General features: G+C 70.6%; 16 protein-coding genes. 8 read left to right on the top strand and 8 right to left on the bottom strand.

Annotated features, from left to right (window positions below):
- Positions 1-213: 213 nt before the first annotated feature.
- The gene (gene otsB / locus ACFHWY_RS24495; RefSeq protein WP_416582604.1) at positions 214-2,793 is read right to left on the bottom strand and encodes a trehalose-phosphatase; all 2,580 of its coding nucleotides are present in this window, start codon (positions 2,791-2,793) and stop codon (positions 214-216) included.
- A gap of 23 nt (positions 2,794-2,816) precedes the next feature.
- Entirely contained in the window at positions 2,817-4,217 is a 1,401-nt protein-coding gene (locus tag ACFHWY_RS24490; protein ID WP_416582600.1) for an alpha,alpha-trehalose-phosphate synthase (UDP-forming), read from the bottom strand.
- Between the two features lie 351 nt (positions 4,218-4,568).
- Here ACFHWY_RS24490 and ettA point away from each other — a divergent pair, with 351 nt between their 5' ends.
- The 4 genes from ettA to ACFHWY_RS24470 all read left to right on the top strand — a co-directional run bounded on the left by ettA (position 4,569) and on the right by ACFHWY_RS24470 (position 8,109).
- The gene (gene ettA, locus ACFHWY_RS24485) at positions 4,569-6,245 is read left to right on the top strand and encodes an energy-dependent translational throttle protein EttA (protein ID WP_416582599.1); all 1,677 of its coding nucleotides are present in this window, start codon (positions 4,569-4,571) and stop codon (positions 6,243-6,245) included.
- Between the two features lie 15 nt (positions 6,246-6,260).
- Positions 6,261-6,710, top strand: coding sequence for an acyl-CoA thioesterase (locus tag ACFHWY_RS24480; protein ID WP_416582598.1), 450 nt, complete (start codon positions 6,261-6,263; stop codon positions 6,708-6,710).
- Positions 6,707-7,393 carry a hypothetical protein gene (locus tag ACFHWY_RS24475; protein WP_416582597.1) on the top strand — a complete coding sequence of 229 codons (687 nt, stop codon included), beginning with the start codon at positions 6,707-6,709 and terminating at the stop codon, positions 7,391-7,393. The genes ACFHWY_RS24480 and ACFHWY_RS24475 overlap by 4 nt, the downstream gene beginning before the upstream one ends.
- A gap of 131 nt (positions 7,394-7,524) precedes the next feature.
- Positions 7,525-8,109, top strand: a complete 585-nt coding sequence (locus ACFHWY_RS24470; RefSeq protein ID WP_416582596.1) for a YbjN domain-containing protein — start codon at positions 7,525-7,527, stop codon at positions 8,107-8,109.
- A gap of 55 nt (positions 8,110-8,164) precedes the next feature.
- On the opposite strand, the gene ACFHWY_RS24465 is transcribed toward ACFHWY_RS24470, so the two are convergent.
- From ACFHWY_RS24465 to ACFHWY_RS24455, 3 genes are all read right to left on the bottom strand, one after another.
- On the bottom strand, positions 8,165-8,593 hold the full coding sequence (locus ACFHWY_RS24465) for a globin (protein WP_416582595.1): 429 nt from the start codon (positions 8,591-8,593) through the stop codon (positions 8,165-8,167).
- 68 nt (positions 8,594-8,661) lie between these two features.
- Entirely contained in the window at positions 8,662-10,011 is a 1,350-nt protein-coding gene (locus ACFHWY_RS24460; RefSeq protein ID WP_416582594.1) for an MFS transporter, read from the bottom strand.
- A 221-nt stretch (positions 10,012-10,232) separates the two neighbouring features.
- On the bottom strand, positions 10,233-11,285 hold the full coding sequence (locus tag ACFHWY_RS24455) for a mechanosensitive ion channel family protein (protein WP_416582593.1): 1,053 nt from the start codon (positions 11,283-11,285) through the stop codon (positions 10,233-10,235).
- A 250-nt stretch (positions 11,286-11,535) separates the two neighbouring features.
- Between ACFHWY_RS24455 and ACFHWY_RS24450 the strand changes: the two genes are divergently transcribed.
- Complete coding sequence (locus ACFHWY_RS24450; RefSeq protein ID WP_416582592.1) at positions 11,536-12,069, top strand: HNH endonuclease; 534 nt, start codon at positions 11,536-11,538, stop codon at positions 12,067-12,069.
- 65 nt (positions 12,070-12,134) lie between these two features.
- Here the strand turns inward: ACFHWY_RS24450 and ACFHWY_RS24445 are convergent, their stop codons facing one another.
- The 3 genes from ACFHWY_RS24445 to ACFHWY_RS24435 form a co-directional block, all read right to left on the bottom strand.
- Positions 12,135-12,905, bottom strand: coding sequence for a class F sortase (locus tag ACFHWY_RS24445; RefSeq protein ID WP_416582603.1), 771 nt, complete (start codon positions 12,903-12,905; stop codon positions 12,135-12,137).
- A gap of 81 nt (positions 12,906-12,986) precedes the next feature.
- Positions 12,987-13,517, bottom strand: coding sequence for a hypothetical protein (locus tag ACFHWY_RS24440; protein ID WP_416582591.1), 531 nt, complete (start codon positions 13,515-13,517; stop codon positions 12,987-12,989).
- Positions 13,518-13,610: 93 nt separating this feature from the next.
- Positions 13,611-14,096 (bottom strand): Lrp/AsnC family transcriptional regulator, encoded by a 486-nt coding sequence (locus ACFHWY_RS24435; protein ID WP_416582590.1) that lies wholly within the window; start codon positions 14,094-14,096, stop codon positions 13,611-13,613.
- Between the two features lie 147 nt (positions 14,097-14,243).
- Here ACFHWY_RS24435 and ACFHWY_RS24430 point away from each other — a divergent pair, with 147 nt between their 5' ends.
- Genes ACFHWY_RS24430 through ACFHWY_RS24420 form a run of 3 tightly spaced genes read left to right on the top strand, consistent with a single transcriptional unit; the run spans position 14,244 to position 17,792 of the window.
- Positions 14,244-15,143 (top strand): tryptophan 2,3-dioxygenase, encoded by a 900-nt coding sequence (locus ACFHWY_RS24430; protein ID WP_416582589.1) that lies wholly within the window; start codon positions 14,244-14,246, stop codon positions 15,141-15,143.
- Between the two features lie 13 nt (positions 15,144-15,156).
- Positions 15,157-16,461 (top strand): kynureninase, encoded by a 1,305-nt coding sequence (gene kynU, locus ACFHWY_RS24425; RefSeq protein WP_416582588.1) that lies wholly within the window; start codon positions 15,157-15,159, stop codon positions 16,459-16,461.
- Complete coding sequence (locus ACFHWY_RS24420; RefSeq protein WP_416582587.1) at positions 16,458-17,792, top strand: FAD-dependent oxidoreductase; 1,335 nt, start codon at positions 16,458-16,460, stop codon at positions 17,790-17,792. Before kynU ends, ACFHWY_RS24420 begins: the two co-directional genes overlap by 4 nt.
- The last annotated feature ends 6 nt before the right edge of the window (positions 17,793-17,798 follow it).

The raw sequence follows: 17,798 nt of genomic DNA, 5'->3' as shown, positions 1-17,798 counted from the left end.
TCCTCAGCCGTTCAGGGATGTACAACGACGCGCGCCCGCCGGCCATTCCACCCCGACGCCCTCGGGTCGACCTGACCGGACCGGACATTGGGCCGATATCGCCCACAGATTAGGATCCGCCGCTCGCACTGCCGAACGCCTCGGCCTTCGCCCAATGCGGACAAAGCGGCCGGGGACGACTGTCCCCGGCCGCTGGCCACGTACGGGGTGCGGTCACTGCTTGAGCATGTTGTCCAGCAGCATTGCGCAGCGGATCACGCCGAGGTGGCTGTACGCCTGTGGGTGGTTACCCAGGCCACGTTCGGCGAGTGGGTCGTACTGCTCGGGGAGCAGCCCGGTTGGGCCGGCCGTGTCGATCATTTGGAGGAAGAGTTCCTCGGCGTCGGTGCGCCGCCCGGTGCGCAGGTACGCCTCGATCAGCCACGACGTGCAGATGTGGAAGCCGCCCTCGCGGCCGGGCAGGCCGTCGTCCCAGTGGTAGCGGTAGACGACCGGGCCGCTTCGCAGGTCCGCCTCGATTTTCAGCACGGTCGAGAGGAAGCGGGGATCGTCGCCGGGCAACAGACCGGAGATACCGATCCACAGCGACGAGGCGTCCATGTCCTCGTCGCCGTACGCGACGCTGTACGCCTCGGCGTGCTCGTGCCAGCCGTTCTCCAGCACGTTGGCGCCGATCCGGTCGCGCAACTCCACCCACTCCGGGCGGTCCTCGCCGCCGTGTTGGCGTACCACGTGCAGCGCCCGGTCGACGGTCATCCAACACATCACCTTCGAGAAGATGTGGTGCCGGGGTGGTAGGCGGGCCTCCCAGATGCCGTGATCCGGCTCGTGCCAGCGGCGCCGGACCGCCTCGACCATGTTCTCCAGCACCCGCCACTCCTCGGCGCGTACCGAGCCGCGGAGGTCGGCGGTGGCGGCGATCAGGTCGGCGATCGGCCCGAAGACATCCAGCTGTAGCTGGTGGTTGGCGAGGTTGCCGACGCGTACCGGGCGGGAGCCGGCGTAACCGGGGAGGGTGTCGATGACCGCCTCGGCACCCAGCTCGAAACCGTCGACCGTGTAGAGCGGGTGCAGCCGCTCGGGGTGCCCCCCGGTGCGCTCGACACAGCCGTCCACCCAGCGTAGGAACGCCTCGGCCTCGCTGATCGAGCCCAGGTCGACCAGGGCGCGGGCGGTCATGGCGGCATCGCGCAGCCAGCAGTAGCGGTAGTCCCAGTTGCGGACACCGCCCAGCTCCTCCGGCAGTGAGGTGGTGGCCGCCGCCAGGATCGAACCGCTCGCCTCGTGACACAGGCCGCGCAGCGTCAGCGCGCTGCGGGCGACCAGGTCACGGGCGGTGGTCGGCAGTCGTAGCGAGGCCACCCAGTCCTTCCAGGGCCGCTCCGCGGCGGCCTGCCGCTCGTGGATCGCGAGCCGGTGGTGCTCCAGGCTGTGTGTGCCGAAGCGCAGTTCCAACACCACCTGCCCGCCGAGCGCGGCGAGGTCGACCACGGCTCGGGCGCTCTGGTAGCCGCCGTCGTTACCGACCTCCCACTGCACTCCGGGGGAGTAGAGCGCCAGCGGTTCGTTGGAGCCGAGCACCAGCAGGCCGTCGCCGAGCGGCTGGAGTTGCACCGCGACCTGGGCGAACTCCGGCCTGGGGGCGAATTCCAGCCGGACGCGGCCGGTGCCGGTGAGTACCCGGACGAGGGTGGAGTCGCCGGCGATGATGGCCGGGCCGTCCGGGGTGGCCCGGGGGTCGGGCTTGTCGAGCCAGTCGGTGACGGTCAGGCCGGACCAGCGGGTCTCCACGGTCATGGTGCCCGAACGGTAGCGCTGGCCCAGTGGGATGCCGCCGCGCTCGGGGGCGATGCTGAAGTGCCCGGCCGGGCTGCCGCCGACCAGGTCCGCGAAGATGGCGGCCGAGTCGGGTTTGGGGTGGCAGAGCCAGCTCACCTTGGCGTCGGGTGTGAGTAGTGCGACCGTGCGTCCGTTGGCCAGCATCGAGTGACGTTCGATCGGCACCGCCCGCTCGCCGAACAGCCAGTGCCGGCGGGTCTCCAGGAGCAGACCCAGCGCGCGAGCTGCCTCGATCGGCTCGGCCACCCGGTAGTTGGCCTGGGTCTCGCCGGGCCCGATCTTGATGCCGAGGTCTGGTCCGCTGAGGTTGCCGAATGCGTTCTCGTCGGTGACGTCGTCGCCGATGAAGAGCACCGCGCTGGCGGAGAGTTGGGTGCGTAGCTGGTCGACGGCGGTGCCCTTGTGGGTGGCCACCACGGAGAGCTCGACGACCTCCTTGCCCTGCGTGACGGTGACGTCCGGCCATTTCGCGGGGCCGTTGCGGACGGCTTCGATGGCCGCGGCGGCGACCTGGGGACCCACGCCCCGAGTGTGTACGGCGACGCTGGCCGGTTTGCGTTCGAGGCGTACGCCGGGGTGGGCCGTCGCGATGTCGCGTAGCGCGTCCCGCAGCCGGGTGCGTACCGCGATCAGCTCGGGTGAGAGCCGCTCGACGAAGCCGATGTCGAACTCGGAGCCGTGGCTGCCGACGAGGTGGACCTCGCTGGGTAGTCGGGAGAGCGCGGCCAGGTCGCGTAGCGCGCGGCCGGAGACGACCGCCACGGTGGTCTGCGGCAGTGCCGCCAGCGCGCGTACCGCCGCCACCGACTCCGGCAGGGGTACGGCCCTGCTCGGGTCCTCGACGATCGGCGCGAGGGTGCCGTCGTAGTCGCAGGCGACCAGCAGGTGGGGCATCCGGGCGATTCGTCCGATCGCGGCACGCAGGTCAGGGTCCATGGTGCCGGCGGCGGGCATGACTATCTCGTTGGTAGCGGCGTTCACGCCGCCTCCATGTCGGAAACGCCGAGTTCGGTGAGGAAGGACTTCGCCCAGTGCCCCACATCGTGGGTGCGCAGATGGCGTTGCATGGTACGCATACGGCGACGAGCCTCCGGCTTCTCCACATGCACAGCCCGTAGCAGAGCGTCCTTGACCGCGTCGGGGTCGTGCGGGTTGCACAGGAACGCCTGACGCAGCTCGGTGGCTGCGCCGGCGAACTCACTGAGTACGAGTGCGCCCCCGTGGTCTGCCCTCGACGCGACGTATTCCTTCGCCACGAGGTTCATTCCGTCTCGCAGTGGGGTGACCATCATCACGTCGGCGGCGGCGTACATCGCAGCCAGTTCGGTCCGACTGTACGACTGATGCAGATAATGCACCGCTGGGACGCCGACCCGGCCGAATTCGCCATTAATCCGACCAACCTCGCGCTCGACCTTGACGCGAAGTGCCTGGTAGTGCTCCACCCGCTCGCGGCTCGGCGTGGCGACCTGCACCATAACCGCATCCGGCACTGTCAACTTTCCGTCAGCCAGCAGTTCGCGGAACGCCTTGAGGCGCAGCTCGATGCCCTTGGTGTAGTCGAGCCGGTCGACGCCGAGGATGATCGTGCTCGGGTTACCCAGCTCCTCGCGGATCTCCTTGGCCCGGGCCTGGATCGCCGAGTCGGCGGCCAGCCGCTCCATCTCCTTGGTGTCGATGGAGATCGGGAACGCGCCGGCTTTGACCTGGCGGCCGTCCACCTGGATCATCTGTCCCTCGTAGCGCAGGCCGAGCAGGTGCCGGGCCAACCGGACGAAGTTCTGCGCGGCCAGTCGCTGCTGGAACCCGACCAGGTCGGCGCCGAGCAGGCCACGCAGGATCTCGGCGCGGAACGGCATCTGCATGAACAACTCGATCGGCGGGAACGGGATGTGCAGGAAGAAGCCGATCCGCAGGTCGGGCCGCAGCTCCCGCAGCATCGCCGGCACCAGTTGCAGCTGGTAGTCCTGGACCCACACCGTGGCGCCCTCGGCCGCGACCTCCGCCGCGGCCTCCGCGAAGCGGGCGTTGACGAGGCGGTACGCCTCCCGCCAGCGTCGCTTGTAGGCGGGGGTCTCGACGGCGTCGTGGTAGAGCGGCCAGATCGTCGCGTTGGACTGGCCCTCGTAGTAGCGCTCCAACTCCTCCGCGCTCAACGGCACCGGATGCAACCGGATGCCCTCCAGGTCGAACGGGTCGGGGGCGGCGCCGGTGCCGCCGGCCCAGCCGACCCAGGTGCCCTGGTGCTCGGCGAGCACCGGATGCAGCGCGGTGACCAGCCCGCCGGGACTGCGTCGCCACTGCCGTCCCTCGGGTGTGCTTACCTCGTCGACCGGCAGTCGATTCGCCACTACGACAAAGGAGCTACGGACGGTCACGATCGGCCACCTCCGGGTGCTTACGGGTCCACCGCAATGAGCGTACTGAGCGTAGCTGCGGCGTTCGTTGCCCTGTGCCGGTCTCACCTACCCGTCTCGAAACCGCCGAACCGCAGACGTGATCATGCTGACAGGTCAGTCGGCAGCGTCGGCGCCCGGGGGCGGCGCGGCCTGCCCACGTACCGCCGGGCGGGGCGATGTGGTCGCGGCCCGCCGCACCTGTCAGGATTGACGGTGGCGTGCGCGCGGCCGGCTTTCGGCCGGCGGTGGCGGGCGGTGGTGGGCGGCGGACCTGGCCCGCGCCCGCACCACGCGAATCCAGCGATCGAAACCGACGGAGGTGCCCGCACCGTGGCCCAGTACATCTACGTCCTGGAGAAGGCGCGCAAGGCGCACGGCGACAAGGTCGTGCTCGACAACGTGACGCTGAGCTTCCTGCCGGGGGCCAAGATCGGTGTGCTCGGCCCGAACGGCGCCGGTAAGTCCAGCCTTCTCAAGATCATGGCAGGGCTGGACCGGCCGAGCAACGGCGATGCCCGGCTGATGCCCGGCTTCACCGTGGGCATGCTCGCGCAGGAGCCCCCGCTCAACGACGCCAAGACCGTGCTCGGCAACGTCGAGGAGGCGGTGGCCGAGACGAAGGCGAAGCTGGAGCGGTTCAACAAGGTCGCCGAGCAGATGGTGACGGACTACTCCGACGAGCTGATGGCGGAGATGGGCCGGCTTCAGGAGGAGCTGGACCACGCCGACGCCTGGGATGTCGACTCCAAGCTCGAACTGGCGATGGACGCGCTGCGCTGCCCGCCGCCGGACGCCCCCGTCACCCAGCTCTCAGGTGGCGAGCGCCGCCGGGTCGCGCTGTGCAAGCTGCTGCTGGAGGCGCCCGACCTGCTGCTGCTCGACGAGCCCACCAACCACCTGGACGCGGAGAGCGTGCAGTGGCTGGAGCAGCACCTGGCCAAGTACGCCGGCACCGTCATCGCCATCACCCACGACCGGTACTTCCTGGACAAGGTGGCCGGCTGGATTCTGGAGCTGGACCGGGGCCGTGCCGTCGGATACGAGGGCAACTACTCCACCTATCTGGAGAAGAAGGCCGCTCGGCTGGCCGTGGAGGGCCGCCGCGACGCCAAGATGAAGAAGCGCCTCTCCGAGGAGCTGGAGTGGGTCCGCTCCAACGCCAAGGCCCGACAGACCAAGTCCAAGGCACGTCTCGACCGGTACGACGAGATGGCCACCGAGGCGGAGAAGACCCGGAAGCTGGACTTCGAGGAGATCCAGATTCCGCCGGGCCCGCGCCTGGGCAACACCGTCATCGAGGCACACGGCCTGACCAAGGGCTTCGACGACCGGGTCCTGATCGACAACTTGTCGTTCTCGCTGCCGCGCAACGGCATCGTCGGCATCATCGGCCCGAACGGCGTCGGCAAGACCACCCTGTTCAAGACCATCGTCGGGTTGGAGGAGCCGACCGCCGGCCAGGTCCGCGTCGGCGGCACGGTCTCCCTGTCGTACGTCGACCAGAACCGGCAGGGCCTCGACAGTGACAAGACGGTCTGGGAGGTGGTCTCCGACGGCCTGGACTACCTCATGGTGGGCAAGGTCGAGATGCCGTCCAGGGCGTACATCGCAGCGTTCGGCTTCAAGGGGCCGGACCAGCAGAAGCCGACCAAGGTGCTCTCCGGCGGAGAACGCAACCGGCTCAATCTCGCGCTCACGCTCAAGATTGGCGGGAACGTGATCCTGCTCGACGAGCCGACCAACGACCTGGACGTGGAGACCCTGTCCAGCCTGGAGAACGCGCTGCTGGAGTTCCCCGGCTGCGCCGTGGTGATCTCCCACGACCGGATGTTCCTGGACCGGGTCGCCACGCACATCCTGGCCTGGGAGGGCACCGACGAGGACCCGGCTCGGTGGTTCTGGTTCGAGGGCAACTTCGAGGCGTACGAGAAGAACAAGATCGACCGGCTCGGTGTCGAGGCGGCCCGCCCGCACCGGGTGACGTACCGCAAGCTGACCCGCGACTGACCGGAGTCGATTCCCGTGGCTGACCGGTTTGCCTACCACTGCGCCCTGCGGTGGTCCGACCTGGATGCGTACGGGCATGTCAACAATGCCCGCTTTCTCACCCTCTACGAGGAGGCCCGGGTCGCGTTGATGTTCGTCGGTGCCCGGGCGCAGGGGGTCGACTCGTTCGCCGAGGGGGTGGTGGTCCGCCGGCACGAGATCGACTACCTCCGCCCGGTCGACTACGCCCTGGACCGGGCCACCGAGGACGCGGCGCCCACCGTTCGGATCGAGTTGTGGGTGGAGCAGTTGCGGGCCGCGTCGTTCGTCGTCGGCTACGAGATGTACGACGGCGACCTTCTGATCAGCCGGGCCCGTTCGGTGCTGGTCCCGTACGACCTGACCCGGCAGGTGCCCCGGCGGGTCAGCGACGCGGAGCGCGCGTTCCTGCTCGGCCACGTCGCTGACGGCGGGATGGACCGATGAGCGGGCGCGGTGCCGTGCACGGCATCACCGGTGTGCCCGACGCCGGAGCCTTCCTGGCTCGGCTCGTCCGGCTGGAGCCCGCCGCGTTGGTCCGGCTCCGTCCGGTGGGTGCGCCGGCCCGTACCGCCCTCTGGGCCCGGCTGCCGTGGGGGGTGCTGGTGGTCCGCACGGTCGCCGGCGCGGGTGCCGGCGACGTCACCGTGGCCGCCGGGCGGTTGCTCGCGGAGTTGGCGGCCGGCCGCGCAGCCCTGCCGGCCACCCTTGACGCCCAGTGGCGGTGGGCGCTGCCACCCGCCGCGAGTCGTCGGGTGGAGACCCTGCCGGGCGCGGAGGTGTTGCGGTTGGCCGAGGCGGCGGCGGGCACCTTGCGGGAGGCGGCCGAGCACGGTGTCGCCGGTCGGGCGGTCGGGCAGCGGGCGCTGCGGGACGCCCTGTTGGATCATGTGGCGGTGGTGGTCACCCCCGACGAGGAGCCGGGCCGTCCGGTCGAGGTGACCCAGCGGGTGGTGCAGGGTCTGGTCCGGATGGGTTTTCTCGGCCCGTGCGGGGATTCGCCGGATCAGGGGGTCCAGGTCCGTTCGGCTGGCCGATGGGTCGGCCTGGTGGGACCGTACGGAGCCGCCTGGTTGCGGAAGGCCACGGATCTTGTCGTTCGGCCCGCTGCGGCTCATGCGAAAGGATGACCTCTGGTCATCCTTCTGGTCTGGTGCTGCCGTTGGGGGGGTGCCTCCTTCCGGCTGTCCGGGTACCGTCCATCCTCGGATCCAACCCACCGTAGGCGACTGGATCCGCTGGGGAGTGAGGTGCGCGAGCGATGCCGTGGTGGTCATGGCGCCCCGGTCCCGCCAGTGGCGGCGACCCGGAAACTCGAAGCAGGATCTCGGTGGAGGGTGCCGTCCGGGTCGGACCGCCGGCCCCCCGCCAGCCGGGGGACGACTGTCCGAGCGGAGAACATCCGCTGATCACAGACATGCCGGCGACCGTCGAACAGGTGACCCTGCGTCGCATCTGCGACGCACTCGACCTGCTTGACGTGCGTTACCTCGCTGACGGGGACGGCAACCTACTGGCCATGTGGGAGCGGCACGCCGTGCTGGTCACACTGGAGGGACCGGAGGACGAAATCCTCGTGCTGCGGGCCCGACCGCACGCGACCGTGCCCCCCGACTGGGCGGACCGGGCCTACCGGGTGGTCAACGAATGGAACCACACCCGGCGCTTCTGCAAGGCGTACGTGGGTGACGCCACGGAGCGCGGTCAGTTGCCGATCTACGCCGAGCTGCAGGTCCCGCTCGCGGCGGGCGCCCACGACGCGCTCCTGGTCGAGTTGGTCGACTGCGGGGCGGCCGTGGCCACCAGCTTCGTCGACTGGCTGCACGACGAGGGCGCCCTGCTCTGACCGAGGATGAGGCAGGTCGGAGAAGGCCAGGGCCCCGTCGACCGGCGCGCAGACGTCAGGCCGGCGCGGCCGGATCCTCCATGGAGTTGACCATGAAGTAGGCCGACCGCTCCAGGTAGTCCCAGAGTTCGGTGCCCAGCGCCGGGGGCAGGTCGAGACTGTCGACCGCCCGGCGCATGTTCCGCAGCCAGGCGTCCCGCTCGACGGCGCCGATCCGGAACGGGGCGTGCCGCATCCGCAGCCGGGGATGTCCCCGCTGGGCTGAGTAGGTGTTGGGACCGCCCCAGTACTGCATGAGGAAGAGCCGCATCCGGTCGGCGGCCGGCGCCAGGTCCTCCTCGGGGTACATCGGGCGCAGCAGGGGGTCACCGCTGATGCCGGCGTAGAACTCGTCGACGAGTTTGCGGAACGTGGGCTCGCCGCCGACGGCGTCGAAGAACGTGACCGCCTCGCTGTGGCCTTCGGACTCACCTGCGGGATTCACCGTTCCATCCTGCCAGGCGTCCAGGGGTCCATGCCCGGCCGGGACGCGGTGGATGCCAGTGGTTCAGGTCACCGGGTACCGCGGTCGGCCCGGACCCGGGTGGCCGGCGCCAGGGTCGCCGCGGGACGGTGCCCCGGCGGCGGTGCGCCGGGAGTGGCCCGGGCGGCCTCGATGGAGTCGGTCACGGTCTGCTGGTCGGGCCAGCGCAGGGCGACGAGCGACATCAGCACCACTCCGGCGGCGCTCCAGACCCCGACCACTACCGGGATCGGGAAACGCTCGGCGAGCAGCCCGGTGACCAGTACCGCAGTGCCCTGGATGACCTGGACGCCGGTCGCCATGACACCGAAGGCCCGGGCCCGGAAGCCGTCAGGAAGGGCCTGGACGAAGAGACCGTTGGCCACCGGCAGCATGCCGGCGACCGCGAACCCGCAGGTGGCGGCGAGTAGCGCCACCACCACCGGCGGCGGGTCGAGCAGCGAGGGCACCAGGCTGAGCGGGGCGACGACGGCCAACGGCCGCAGCAGGAGCAGCCGGCGGGCCGGTGCCACGGCACGCCCGATCAGCAGCCCGCCGAGGATGAACCCGACCGGGGTGGCCGCCATGATGACGGCCTGGGCCAGCCCCGGGTCCATGCTCTCGTCGGCGTGTTCGTTCGCCCAGGCGGCGGCGAGGCCCTCCGGCACGATCGAGAAGAGCATCGCGCTGAAGACCAGGATGGCGATCGCCCGTAGCACCGGTGTGTAGAAGACCATCCGGAACCCGGCGGCGGTCTCCCGTAGCAGGTGGCTGCGGTGTTCGGTGGCCATCGCGGGCGGCCGGTCGCCGACGCCGAGCCGGACGAGCGCGGCCGACAACGCGAACGCGCCCGCGTTCATCAGCAGCGCGGCGGTCGGGTTGACCGTCGCCACGGCGGCACCGAGGAGATAGCCGACGACCTGGGCGGCCTGCCCCACGCTGGCGTTGACCGAGAGCCCGACGACGAGCCGGTCTCCGGGCAGGATCATGGGCAGCAGCGCGGAGCGCGCGGCCTGGCTGGGTGGATTGGCCAGGGTGGTGGCGAAGAGTAGCGCCAGGATCAGCGGCACCGGCATCCCCGGTATGGCGACGAGCAACATCAGCGCCATCCGGACGAGATCGCAGACGACCATGACCTGTCGGTAGCGGTGCCGCTCGGCGATGGTGGCCAGCAACGGCCCGCCGACCAGCCACGGCAGGTAGCTGACCGCGAAGGCGGCGGCCGACAGCGCGACGGACTGGGTCTCCCGGTAAACCAGGAGGGTGACCGCGGCCTTTGCGACGTAGTCGCCGACCCACGTCAGCGTGCTGGCGGCGAAGACGGCTCGGTACTCACTCTGGGCGAAAACCTCACGGAAGGTGGCCGGGCCTTCCGGAGAAGGTCGCTCGTCGGACACCATCGCCTCCATCGTCCCGGTGGCGGGCCACTCGTGATGGCTGCCCCGGAACCATCGTCAGGTCTGCGGTTCAGCGAGAACGTGATGCGCTCAAGAGCGCGTGCACCGGATTCTGCCCGATCGTCTGACAAGTAGCTAGGGCGAACGGTTGGTGGGTCGCATCTCCGACTGAACGAACGGACGATACCCGAGGGGCCGCTCGGCCGCGAGCCCCGCCGCTCGGATCAGGTGGCCCCGCCCTGACCGGTCTCGGTCTCCGAACGAGTAGGTGCTCCGGGGTAGATTCGGCCCGTCGCGATCCGCGCCGTGATACCCGAGTTCTCCAATGCCTCGGCGAGCCGGCGGCGTAGCTCCCGGGCCACCGCGAACTGCCCGTCCGCGGTGGTCTTGACCACGGTCCGGATCAGGGTGCCCTCGATGGTCACCTGTTCGACGCCGAGCACCTCCGGCGGCTCGACGATCGACGGCGCCAGTTGCGGGTCCGCGGTGAGCGAGGCGGCGGCGGTACGCAGCACGGCGGTGGCCTCCTCCGTGCCGGCGAACCCGATCGGCAGGTCGACCACCACCAACGCCCAGCCCTGGCTCTTGTTGCCCACCCGGACGATCTCGCCGTTGCGCAGGTACCAGAGCACGCCCCGACCGTCGCGGACGGTGGTGACCCGCAGCCCGACCGCCTCGACCACGCCGGTCGCCTCACCGAGGTCGACGTTGTCGCCGACCCCGTACTGATCCTCGATCAGCATGAACAGGCCAGCGATCAGGTCCTTGACCAGGCTCTGCGCGCCGAATCCAAGCGCCACGCCGGCGATCCCCGCGCTGGCCAGCAGCGGCGCCAGGTCGAAGCTGAGTTCCTTGAGCACCATCAGCAACGCGATGCCGAAGATGAACGCGGTGCTCATGCTGCGCAGGACCGACCCGATCGCTTCGGCGCGCTGCCGACGTCGCTCCGGGACGAACTCGCCGGGTTGGGCGGCGGCACTCGGGATCCGCTCGCGCAGCGGGCGGAGCATGGCCGGCACCCCGGCGTCGCTGGTGGACCGCACCAGCCGGCGGACCGTGCGGTGCACCAGCCAGCGGGCGGCTATCGCGAGCAGCAGGATCACGATGATCCGTAGCGGCTTGACCAGGATCCAGAAGCTGCCCTCGGCGAACCACACCGAGTCGGACCAGTTCCAGACGATCTTGCACAGGGCCTCGTCCAGGCATTCCGGGCTCGGTGTCTCGGCCGCGTCCGAAACGGGCGGGGCGGGTGTGGGGCTGAGGCTGCTCACGGTCACCCTGATTTCGTACCGCACCCGCCCGGAGGTCCCGCCGCCGACCCACCGGACGAGGTCGCCGCCAGCCGCCCACCGCCGGAGAAGCTCGCGCGGGTACCCAGGATTAGTGCGTGCATTCGCCGGTCCGATCAGGGACTATTGGCGCAACGGACGTCGGTGATCCGGCCGGCGTCGACATGGTGCACGGCTGTGCCCGGCACCGGTCGGCGATGGCGAGTGGGGGAAGCCGCTAGACCGGGAGGGTGACGCGATGCCTGACATACGACCCACGGTGGGCTCCGGCGCGCTGGTTCTCAACGCCACCTACGAGCCGCTGTGTGTCGTGTCAGTACGTCGGGCCGCTATCCTCGTGCTCTCCGCCAAGGCGGTCTGCGTCGCTGACGGCGAAGGTATCCTGCACAGCGCCCGCAACGCACTGCCGGTACCGTCGGTCGTCCGACTCACCCGTTTCGTCCGGGTACCGTACCGTACCCACGTGGGTTTGTCCCGCCGTGCGATCTTCGCCCGGGACGGCTGGCGGTGCGCCTACTGCCGAGGACCGGCCGAGACCATCGACCACGTCTTCCCGCGCAGCCGGGGCGGGCGGCACGCGTGGGAGAACGTGGTCGCCGCCTGCGCGAGGTGCAACCACACCAAGGGCGACAAGACCCCGGCCGAGTTGGGGTGGCGGCTGCACTCGCCGCCCTCGGCACCGAAGGGAATCGCCTGGCGGGTACTCGGGCACCGGGTGCCTGACCCGCGTTGGGTCAACTGGCTCGACCTCCGCGAGTCCGAAGCCGCCTGACCCGGCGGCGAGCACCGGCGGGCCTCATCCCCAGCGGGCCTGAGCGGCCTTGGCGGGCCCCCGCCTCAGCGGGCCTCGACCAGCGAAGCGAACACCACCACGTTGTCCGCGTAGCCGGTCTGTCCGCCCACCCAACGCCCGCCGCAGGTGATCAGCCTCAACTGAGGGCGGCTGAAGTCGCCGAAGACCTCGTCCGCCGGCAGTTGCTCCTTGTCGTACCGGTCGGTCCGGTCGACCTCGAAGACCGCCACCGAGCCGTCCGAGCGGGCCACCTCCACATGGTCGCCGGCCCGTAGCTCCCGCAGGTGGTGGAAGACCGCCGGCCCGCTGGTGGTGTCGACATGCCCCACGATGACGGCGGGGCCGTACTGCCCCGGGGTGGGACCCTGGTCGTACCAACCGGCCTCCTGGGCGCGCTCGGCGGGTGGGGCGGCGATGCTGCCGTCCGGAGCGATGCCCACGTTGTGCACCGGCGCCGCCAGGTCGATCTTGTTGATCTCGATGCTGACCGGCTCGCTCGCCGTCAACAGCGGAAAGTCTTTAGGGGGCGGCACCAGCCCGGCGATGAACCGGTCCGGCAGCAGACTCAGCCCGGTCATCCGCTCGATGCCCAGCATCGTCACGATCAGGAGCATCACCGCGCCGATCACCAGGACCGGTAGTCCCGGGTTGACGTGGACGCGCCGTCGGGTCCCGGCAGCACTAGCGTGCCGGGGCCTCGGTCGTAGCGGTGCGGCCGACGGATCGGGCGTGGTGACGCTGGCCGTACCGATCTGCGCGGTGAACCGGCCCAGCCGGCGTCCCACCGAGGCCGCCCTCCGGTACCAGGCACGCAGTCCACGGCGGGTGGCGGTCCGGGGCGGGCCAGGACCCGGTTCCGGCGTGGGGACGCGGTAGCCGGTCATGGCGTCGGTGGGTCAGGAGCCGGTCCGACGTCGGCTGCTTACCAGCCCGAAGACGACCATCGCCGCCACCGTGGCGGCGCCGCCGAGCAGCAGCATCGACCCCGTGCTGCGGCTCGCGGTGCCACCGCCACCGGTCGCCGGGCCCTTGGTGGGCTGATCCATGTTGAGCACGCTCAACGTGGTGCTGGCCATCTGGTCGTTGTCGCAGCGCAGGTGCACCGGGTAGTCGCCGGCGGGCTTGTTGCCCGGCACGGTCACGGACCCGGTGAGGAAGCCGTTGTCGGGCCGTAGGAATGCCTGGTTGAAGGCGTCCGAGGTCACCTCGGCCTGGCGGTTGTTGGCGTTGTCGCAGCTCGCGCGGATGTGTACCCGGGAGCCGGCCTGGACACTGTTCGGCGTCACCTCGACGAAGGTGTTCTCGCCCGCTCGGGCGGGCGCGGCGCCGATCAGGACGAACGCGGCGATCAGGACGAACGCCCCGAGTAGCCGGACGACGTTCGACGGCGGACAGATTACGCCTACCTGCGTTCGCAAACCCCGCATGATTCTCCCTCCCGGCACCGGTGAGACCGGTCCTGCTGGGGCGACCCGCGGTGCTTTCCCCCTGGTCCCGGCGCTAACCCGGCGGGGTGTTTGTTAAGGAGAGGCCCTTGTTCTACCTGAGGCGTCAACCGGGGGCCCTTCCTTCGTGAGAGGGGTGAGGGGTTGCCAGCCGAGTGGCGTGGAGAGCACCATCGTGCTCGACGGCTGGCCGTACGGGGCGAGCCGGTCGATGACGCTCTCGAACTCCCCGATCGAGCCGGCCGAGACCTTGAGCATGCTGCACGCGTCGCCGGTGATCCGATGGATCTCCAGGATCTCCTGCCACCCGGCGACCTCCGGGTCGTGCAGGATGCACCGCGCGCCATAACAGGACATCCGAATCAGCGCGATCACGCTGCGGCCGGCCCGGGCGAGGTCGACGTGGGCGTGGTAGCCGGTGATCACCCCAGCCTCCTCCAGCCGGCGTACCCGTTCGGCCACCGCCGGTGGGGAGAGATGCACCCGCCGGGACAGCTCGCTGAACGACAGCCGCGCGTCGGCCTGCAACTCGTGTAGCAGGGCCCAGTCCATCTCGTCCACGCCTGCACCTTACGCGCGGCAGGCCGATCCCTGCCAGCGGCTTCCGTTCCGCAGGCCAATCGGCTGAAGCGCCGTTGAACAGGCATTCCATCCGGCTGGTTCGGCAGGAGATCATAACTGGACGGCAGCCAGGGAAGGAGTGGACGCATGGAGCAGACCGAACTGTGCCCAGGGACTCGGGCGGCGGTGCGTCCGGCCACGCAAGACCAGCGGGCGGCACGCGCCGCGCGCAACGGCGGCGAGCCGACCCTGGAGTTCGCCGAGCTGGTTCCCTACGACGCCTACGTACAGGCCAGCACGTTGCACGGGCTTCAACAGCCGCTGAGCAGCGACCCGGGCGAGATGTCCTTCCTGATGATCAGTCAGATCATGGAGCTGTACTTCGGGTTGACCTGCCACGAACTGCGGGAGACGAGCCGGCTGCTGCGTGCCGATCGGGTCTGGGAGGCGCTGGCTCCGCTGCGTCGGGCCGCACTGCACCTGGAGGGGCTCAACGCCGCCTGGCGGGGCCTGCGCTGGATGACCCCGGCCGACTTCAACCGCTTCCGCAACCTGCTCGGCGAGGGATCGGGCTTCCAGTCGGCCATGTACCGCCACCTGGAGTTCCAGCTCGGGCTGCGGGACGCGGCACTGATCCGGCCGTTCCGCCGGCAGACCGAGGTGTACACGGAACTCACCGACGCCCTGGTCACCCCGAGCGTCTGGGACGAGGTGATCGCGCTGCTCGCCCGGCACGGCCACGACCTGCCCGCCGAACTGTTGGCGCGGGACGTGTCGGCCGAGCACGAGACGGATCCCGCCGTCGAGGCCGCGTGGGTGCGGATCTACGCCGACACCGGCCCGGAGAACCAGCTGCGGCTGCTCGGCGAGGCACTGACCGAGGTGGCCGAGCAGTTCGGCGACTGGCGGCACCACCACGTCAAGGCGGTGCAGCGCACCATGGGTGCAAAAGTCGGCAGCGGTGGCTCCGCCGGGTTGGCCTGGCTGCAACGCAGCATGGCCCGGGTGGTGTTCCCCGAACTCTGGTCGGCCCGTACAGCGATGTGAGGCGAAAGTGACGATGAGTGATACCGGCGTCGAGCCGGCCCGCCCCGGCGAGGCCGAGGCCGTCCGCCTGGACGCCACCGATCCGGGGCACCGGCACCTGTTCCACCTGCCGCCCGCCGGGGGTGGCCGCTACCCCGAGGCCGCGTACCTGGCCGGCAATTCGCTCGGACTGCAACCGCGGGCGACCCGCGGCGAGCTGTTGGCCGATCTGGACGCCTGGGGCCGGTTCGGTGTGGAGGGGCACCTGGAGGCGGCACGACCCTGGCTGCCGTACCACGAGTCGCTGACGGCGCCGGCCGCGCGACTGGTCGGCGCCCTGCCCGGCGAGACCGTGGTGATGAACTCGCTGACGGTCAACCTGCACCTGCTGATGGTCAGTTTCTACCGGCCGGCGGGCGAGCGGACCCGGATCGTCATCGAGGACAGCGCCTTCCCGTCGGACAGCTACGCGGTTCGCAGCCAGGCGCGCTTCCACGGCCTCGATCCGGACCGCGCAGTCGTCCGCCTCACGCCGCGTCCCGGCGAGGACACCCTGCGAACCGAGGACGTCACCGCGTTCCTGGCGGCCGAGGGACACACCGTCGCGCTGGTGCTGCTCGGCGGCGTCAACTACCTCACCGGCGAGCTGATGGACATCCCGGCGATCACCGCCGCCGGGCGGACCGCCGGCACGGTCGTCGGCTGGGACCTGGCGCACGCGGCGGGCAACGTGGTGCTGGCGCTGCACGACTGGGACGTCGACTTCGCCGCCTGGTGCTCGTACAAGTACCTGAACTCGGGCCCCGGCGCGCTCGCCGGGGTGTTCGTGCACGAACGGCACCACGGTGACGAGGGGCTGCCCCGTTTCGAGGGCTGGTGGAGCACGGCGGCCACGACCCGGTTCGAGATGGCCCCGGTCAGCCGGCCACCGGCCACCGTCGACGCGTGGCAGGTCTCCAACCCGCCGATCTTCGCGATGGGCCCGGTCCGCACCTCGCTGGAGCTGTTCGACTCGGTCGGCATGCCGGCGCTACGCGAGCGCAGCCTGCGTCTCACCGGCTACCTGGAGCGGCTGCTGGACGAGGTTTGCGTCCGCCGGCCGCTGACCGTCATCACCCCGCGCGAGCCGCGGCGACGCGGTAGTCAGCTCTCGGTCCGCTTCGGTGCGGGCAGCGCCAGCGAGTTGACCAAGCGGCTGCGGCACGAGCACGGGGTGATCGCCGACGCCCGCGAACCGGACGTCGTCCGGTTCGCCCCGGTGCCGCTCTACTCGACGTACCACGATTGCTGGCGAGTCGCCGACGCGCTGGCCGCGACGGTTCCGGAGGTGGCCCGGTGACGCAGGAGCGGGACGAGATCGCGGTGGTGGGCGCCGGGCTGGCCGGCTGCCTGCTGGCCTGCTTCCTGGCCCGGCGGGGACATCGGGTGGCGCTCTACGAGCGGCGCCCGGACCCGCGCGCCGGGACGTCCGAACGGGGCCGCTCGATCAACCTGGCGCTCTCCGAGCGGGGTCTGGACGCGCTGCGCCGCGTCGGGCTGGACGAGCAGGTGACGGTCGACGCGCTGCCGATGCGTGGCCGGATGGTGCATCCGGTGCTGGGCGAGCCGAATTTCCAGTCCTACAGCGTCGCCGGCGACCGGGCGATCAACTCGATCAGCCGGGGCGCGTTGAACAACGCGCTGCTGGCGGCCGCCGTCAAGCTGCCCGGGGTACGGGTGGCCTTCGACCACCGGCTGGTCGGGCTCGACCCGGCGGCCGGCACGATGACCTTCGAGACCCCGCAGGGCACGGTCACGGCGGGCGCGCAGGTGGTGCTCGGCACCGACGGCGCAGGTTCGGCGGTACGCGGACAACTGCTCCAACACGGACTGCTCACCGAGAGCGTCGACTTCCTCGACTACGGCTACAAGGAGCTGACCATCCCGCCGCTCGGCGGCGAGTTCGCGCTCGAACCCGGCACCCTGCACATCTGGCCGCGTGGCACCTCGATGATGATCGCCCTGCCCAATCCTGACCGCTCCTTCACCTGCACCCTGTTCTGGCCCACCCACGGCACCGCCAGCTTCGCCTCGCTGAGCAGCCCGGCGGCGATCGAGCGGCACTTCGCGCAGCACTACCCGGACCTGCTCTCGCTCGCCCCCGACCTGGTCGACGACTACCGGAACAACCCGGTCGGCGTACTGGGCACCGTGCGGTGCGACCCGTGGCAGGTCGACGGGCGGGTGGGCCTGCTCGGCGACGCGGCGCACGCCATCGTGCCGTTCTACGGCCAGGGTGCCAACTGCGCCTTCGAGGACGTGGTGGAGCTGGATCGCTGCCTGGACGAGCGCGCCGACGACTGGTCCGCCGCGCTGCCGCTGTTCCAGCAGCGCCGGCAAGACAACGCGGAGGCGATCGCCCAGATGGCGCTGGCCAACTTCGTCGAGATGCGGGACAAGGTCGGCTCGCCGGTCTACCGGACCCGCAAGCGGATCGAGCACGCCCTGGAACGCGCGCTGCCCGGCCGGTACGTCTCCCAGTACGAGATGGTTTCCTTCTCCACCGTGCCCTACGCACAGGTCCGCCGCCGGGTCCGCCGCCAGTACCAGGTGCTCGGTGTGGTGGCGGCCGGTGTGGTGGCGGCGGTGGCCGGCGTGGCGGTGGCGTTCGGGCGGGGGCGGCGCGGATGACGCTCT

The sequence above is a fragment of the Micromonospora sp. LOL_024 genome (assembly GCF_048060415.1).
GTDB lineage: Bacteria > Actinomycetota > Actinomycetes > Mycobacteriales > Micromonosporaceae > Micromonospora.
Note: the sequence above shows the minus strand (reverse complement) of the source record. Positions and strands in the feature narration are given on the sequence as shown.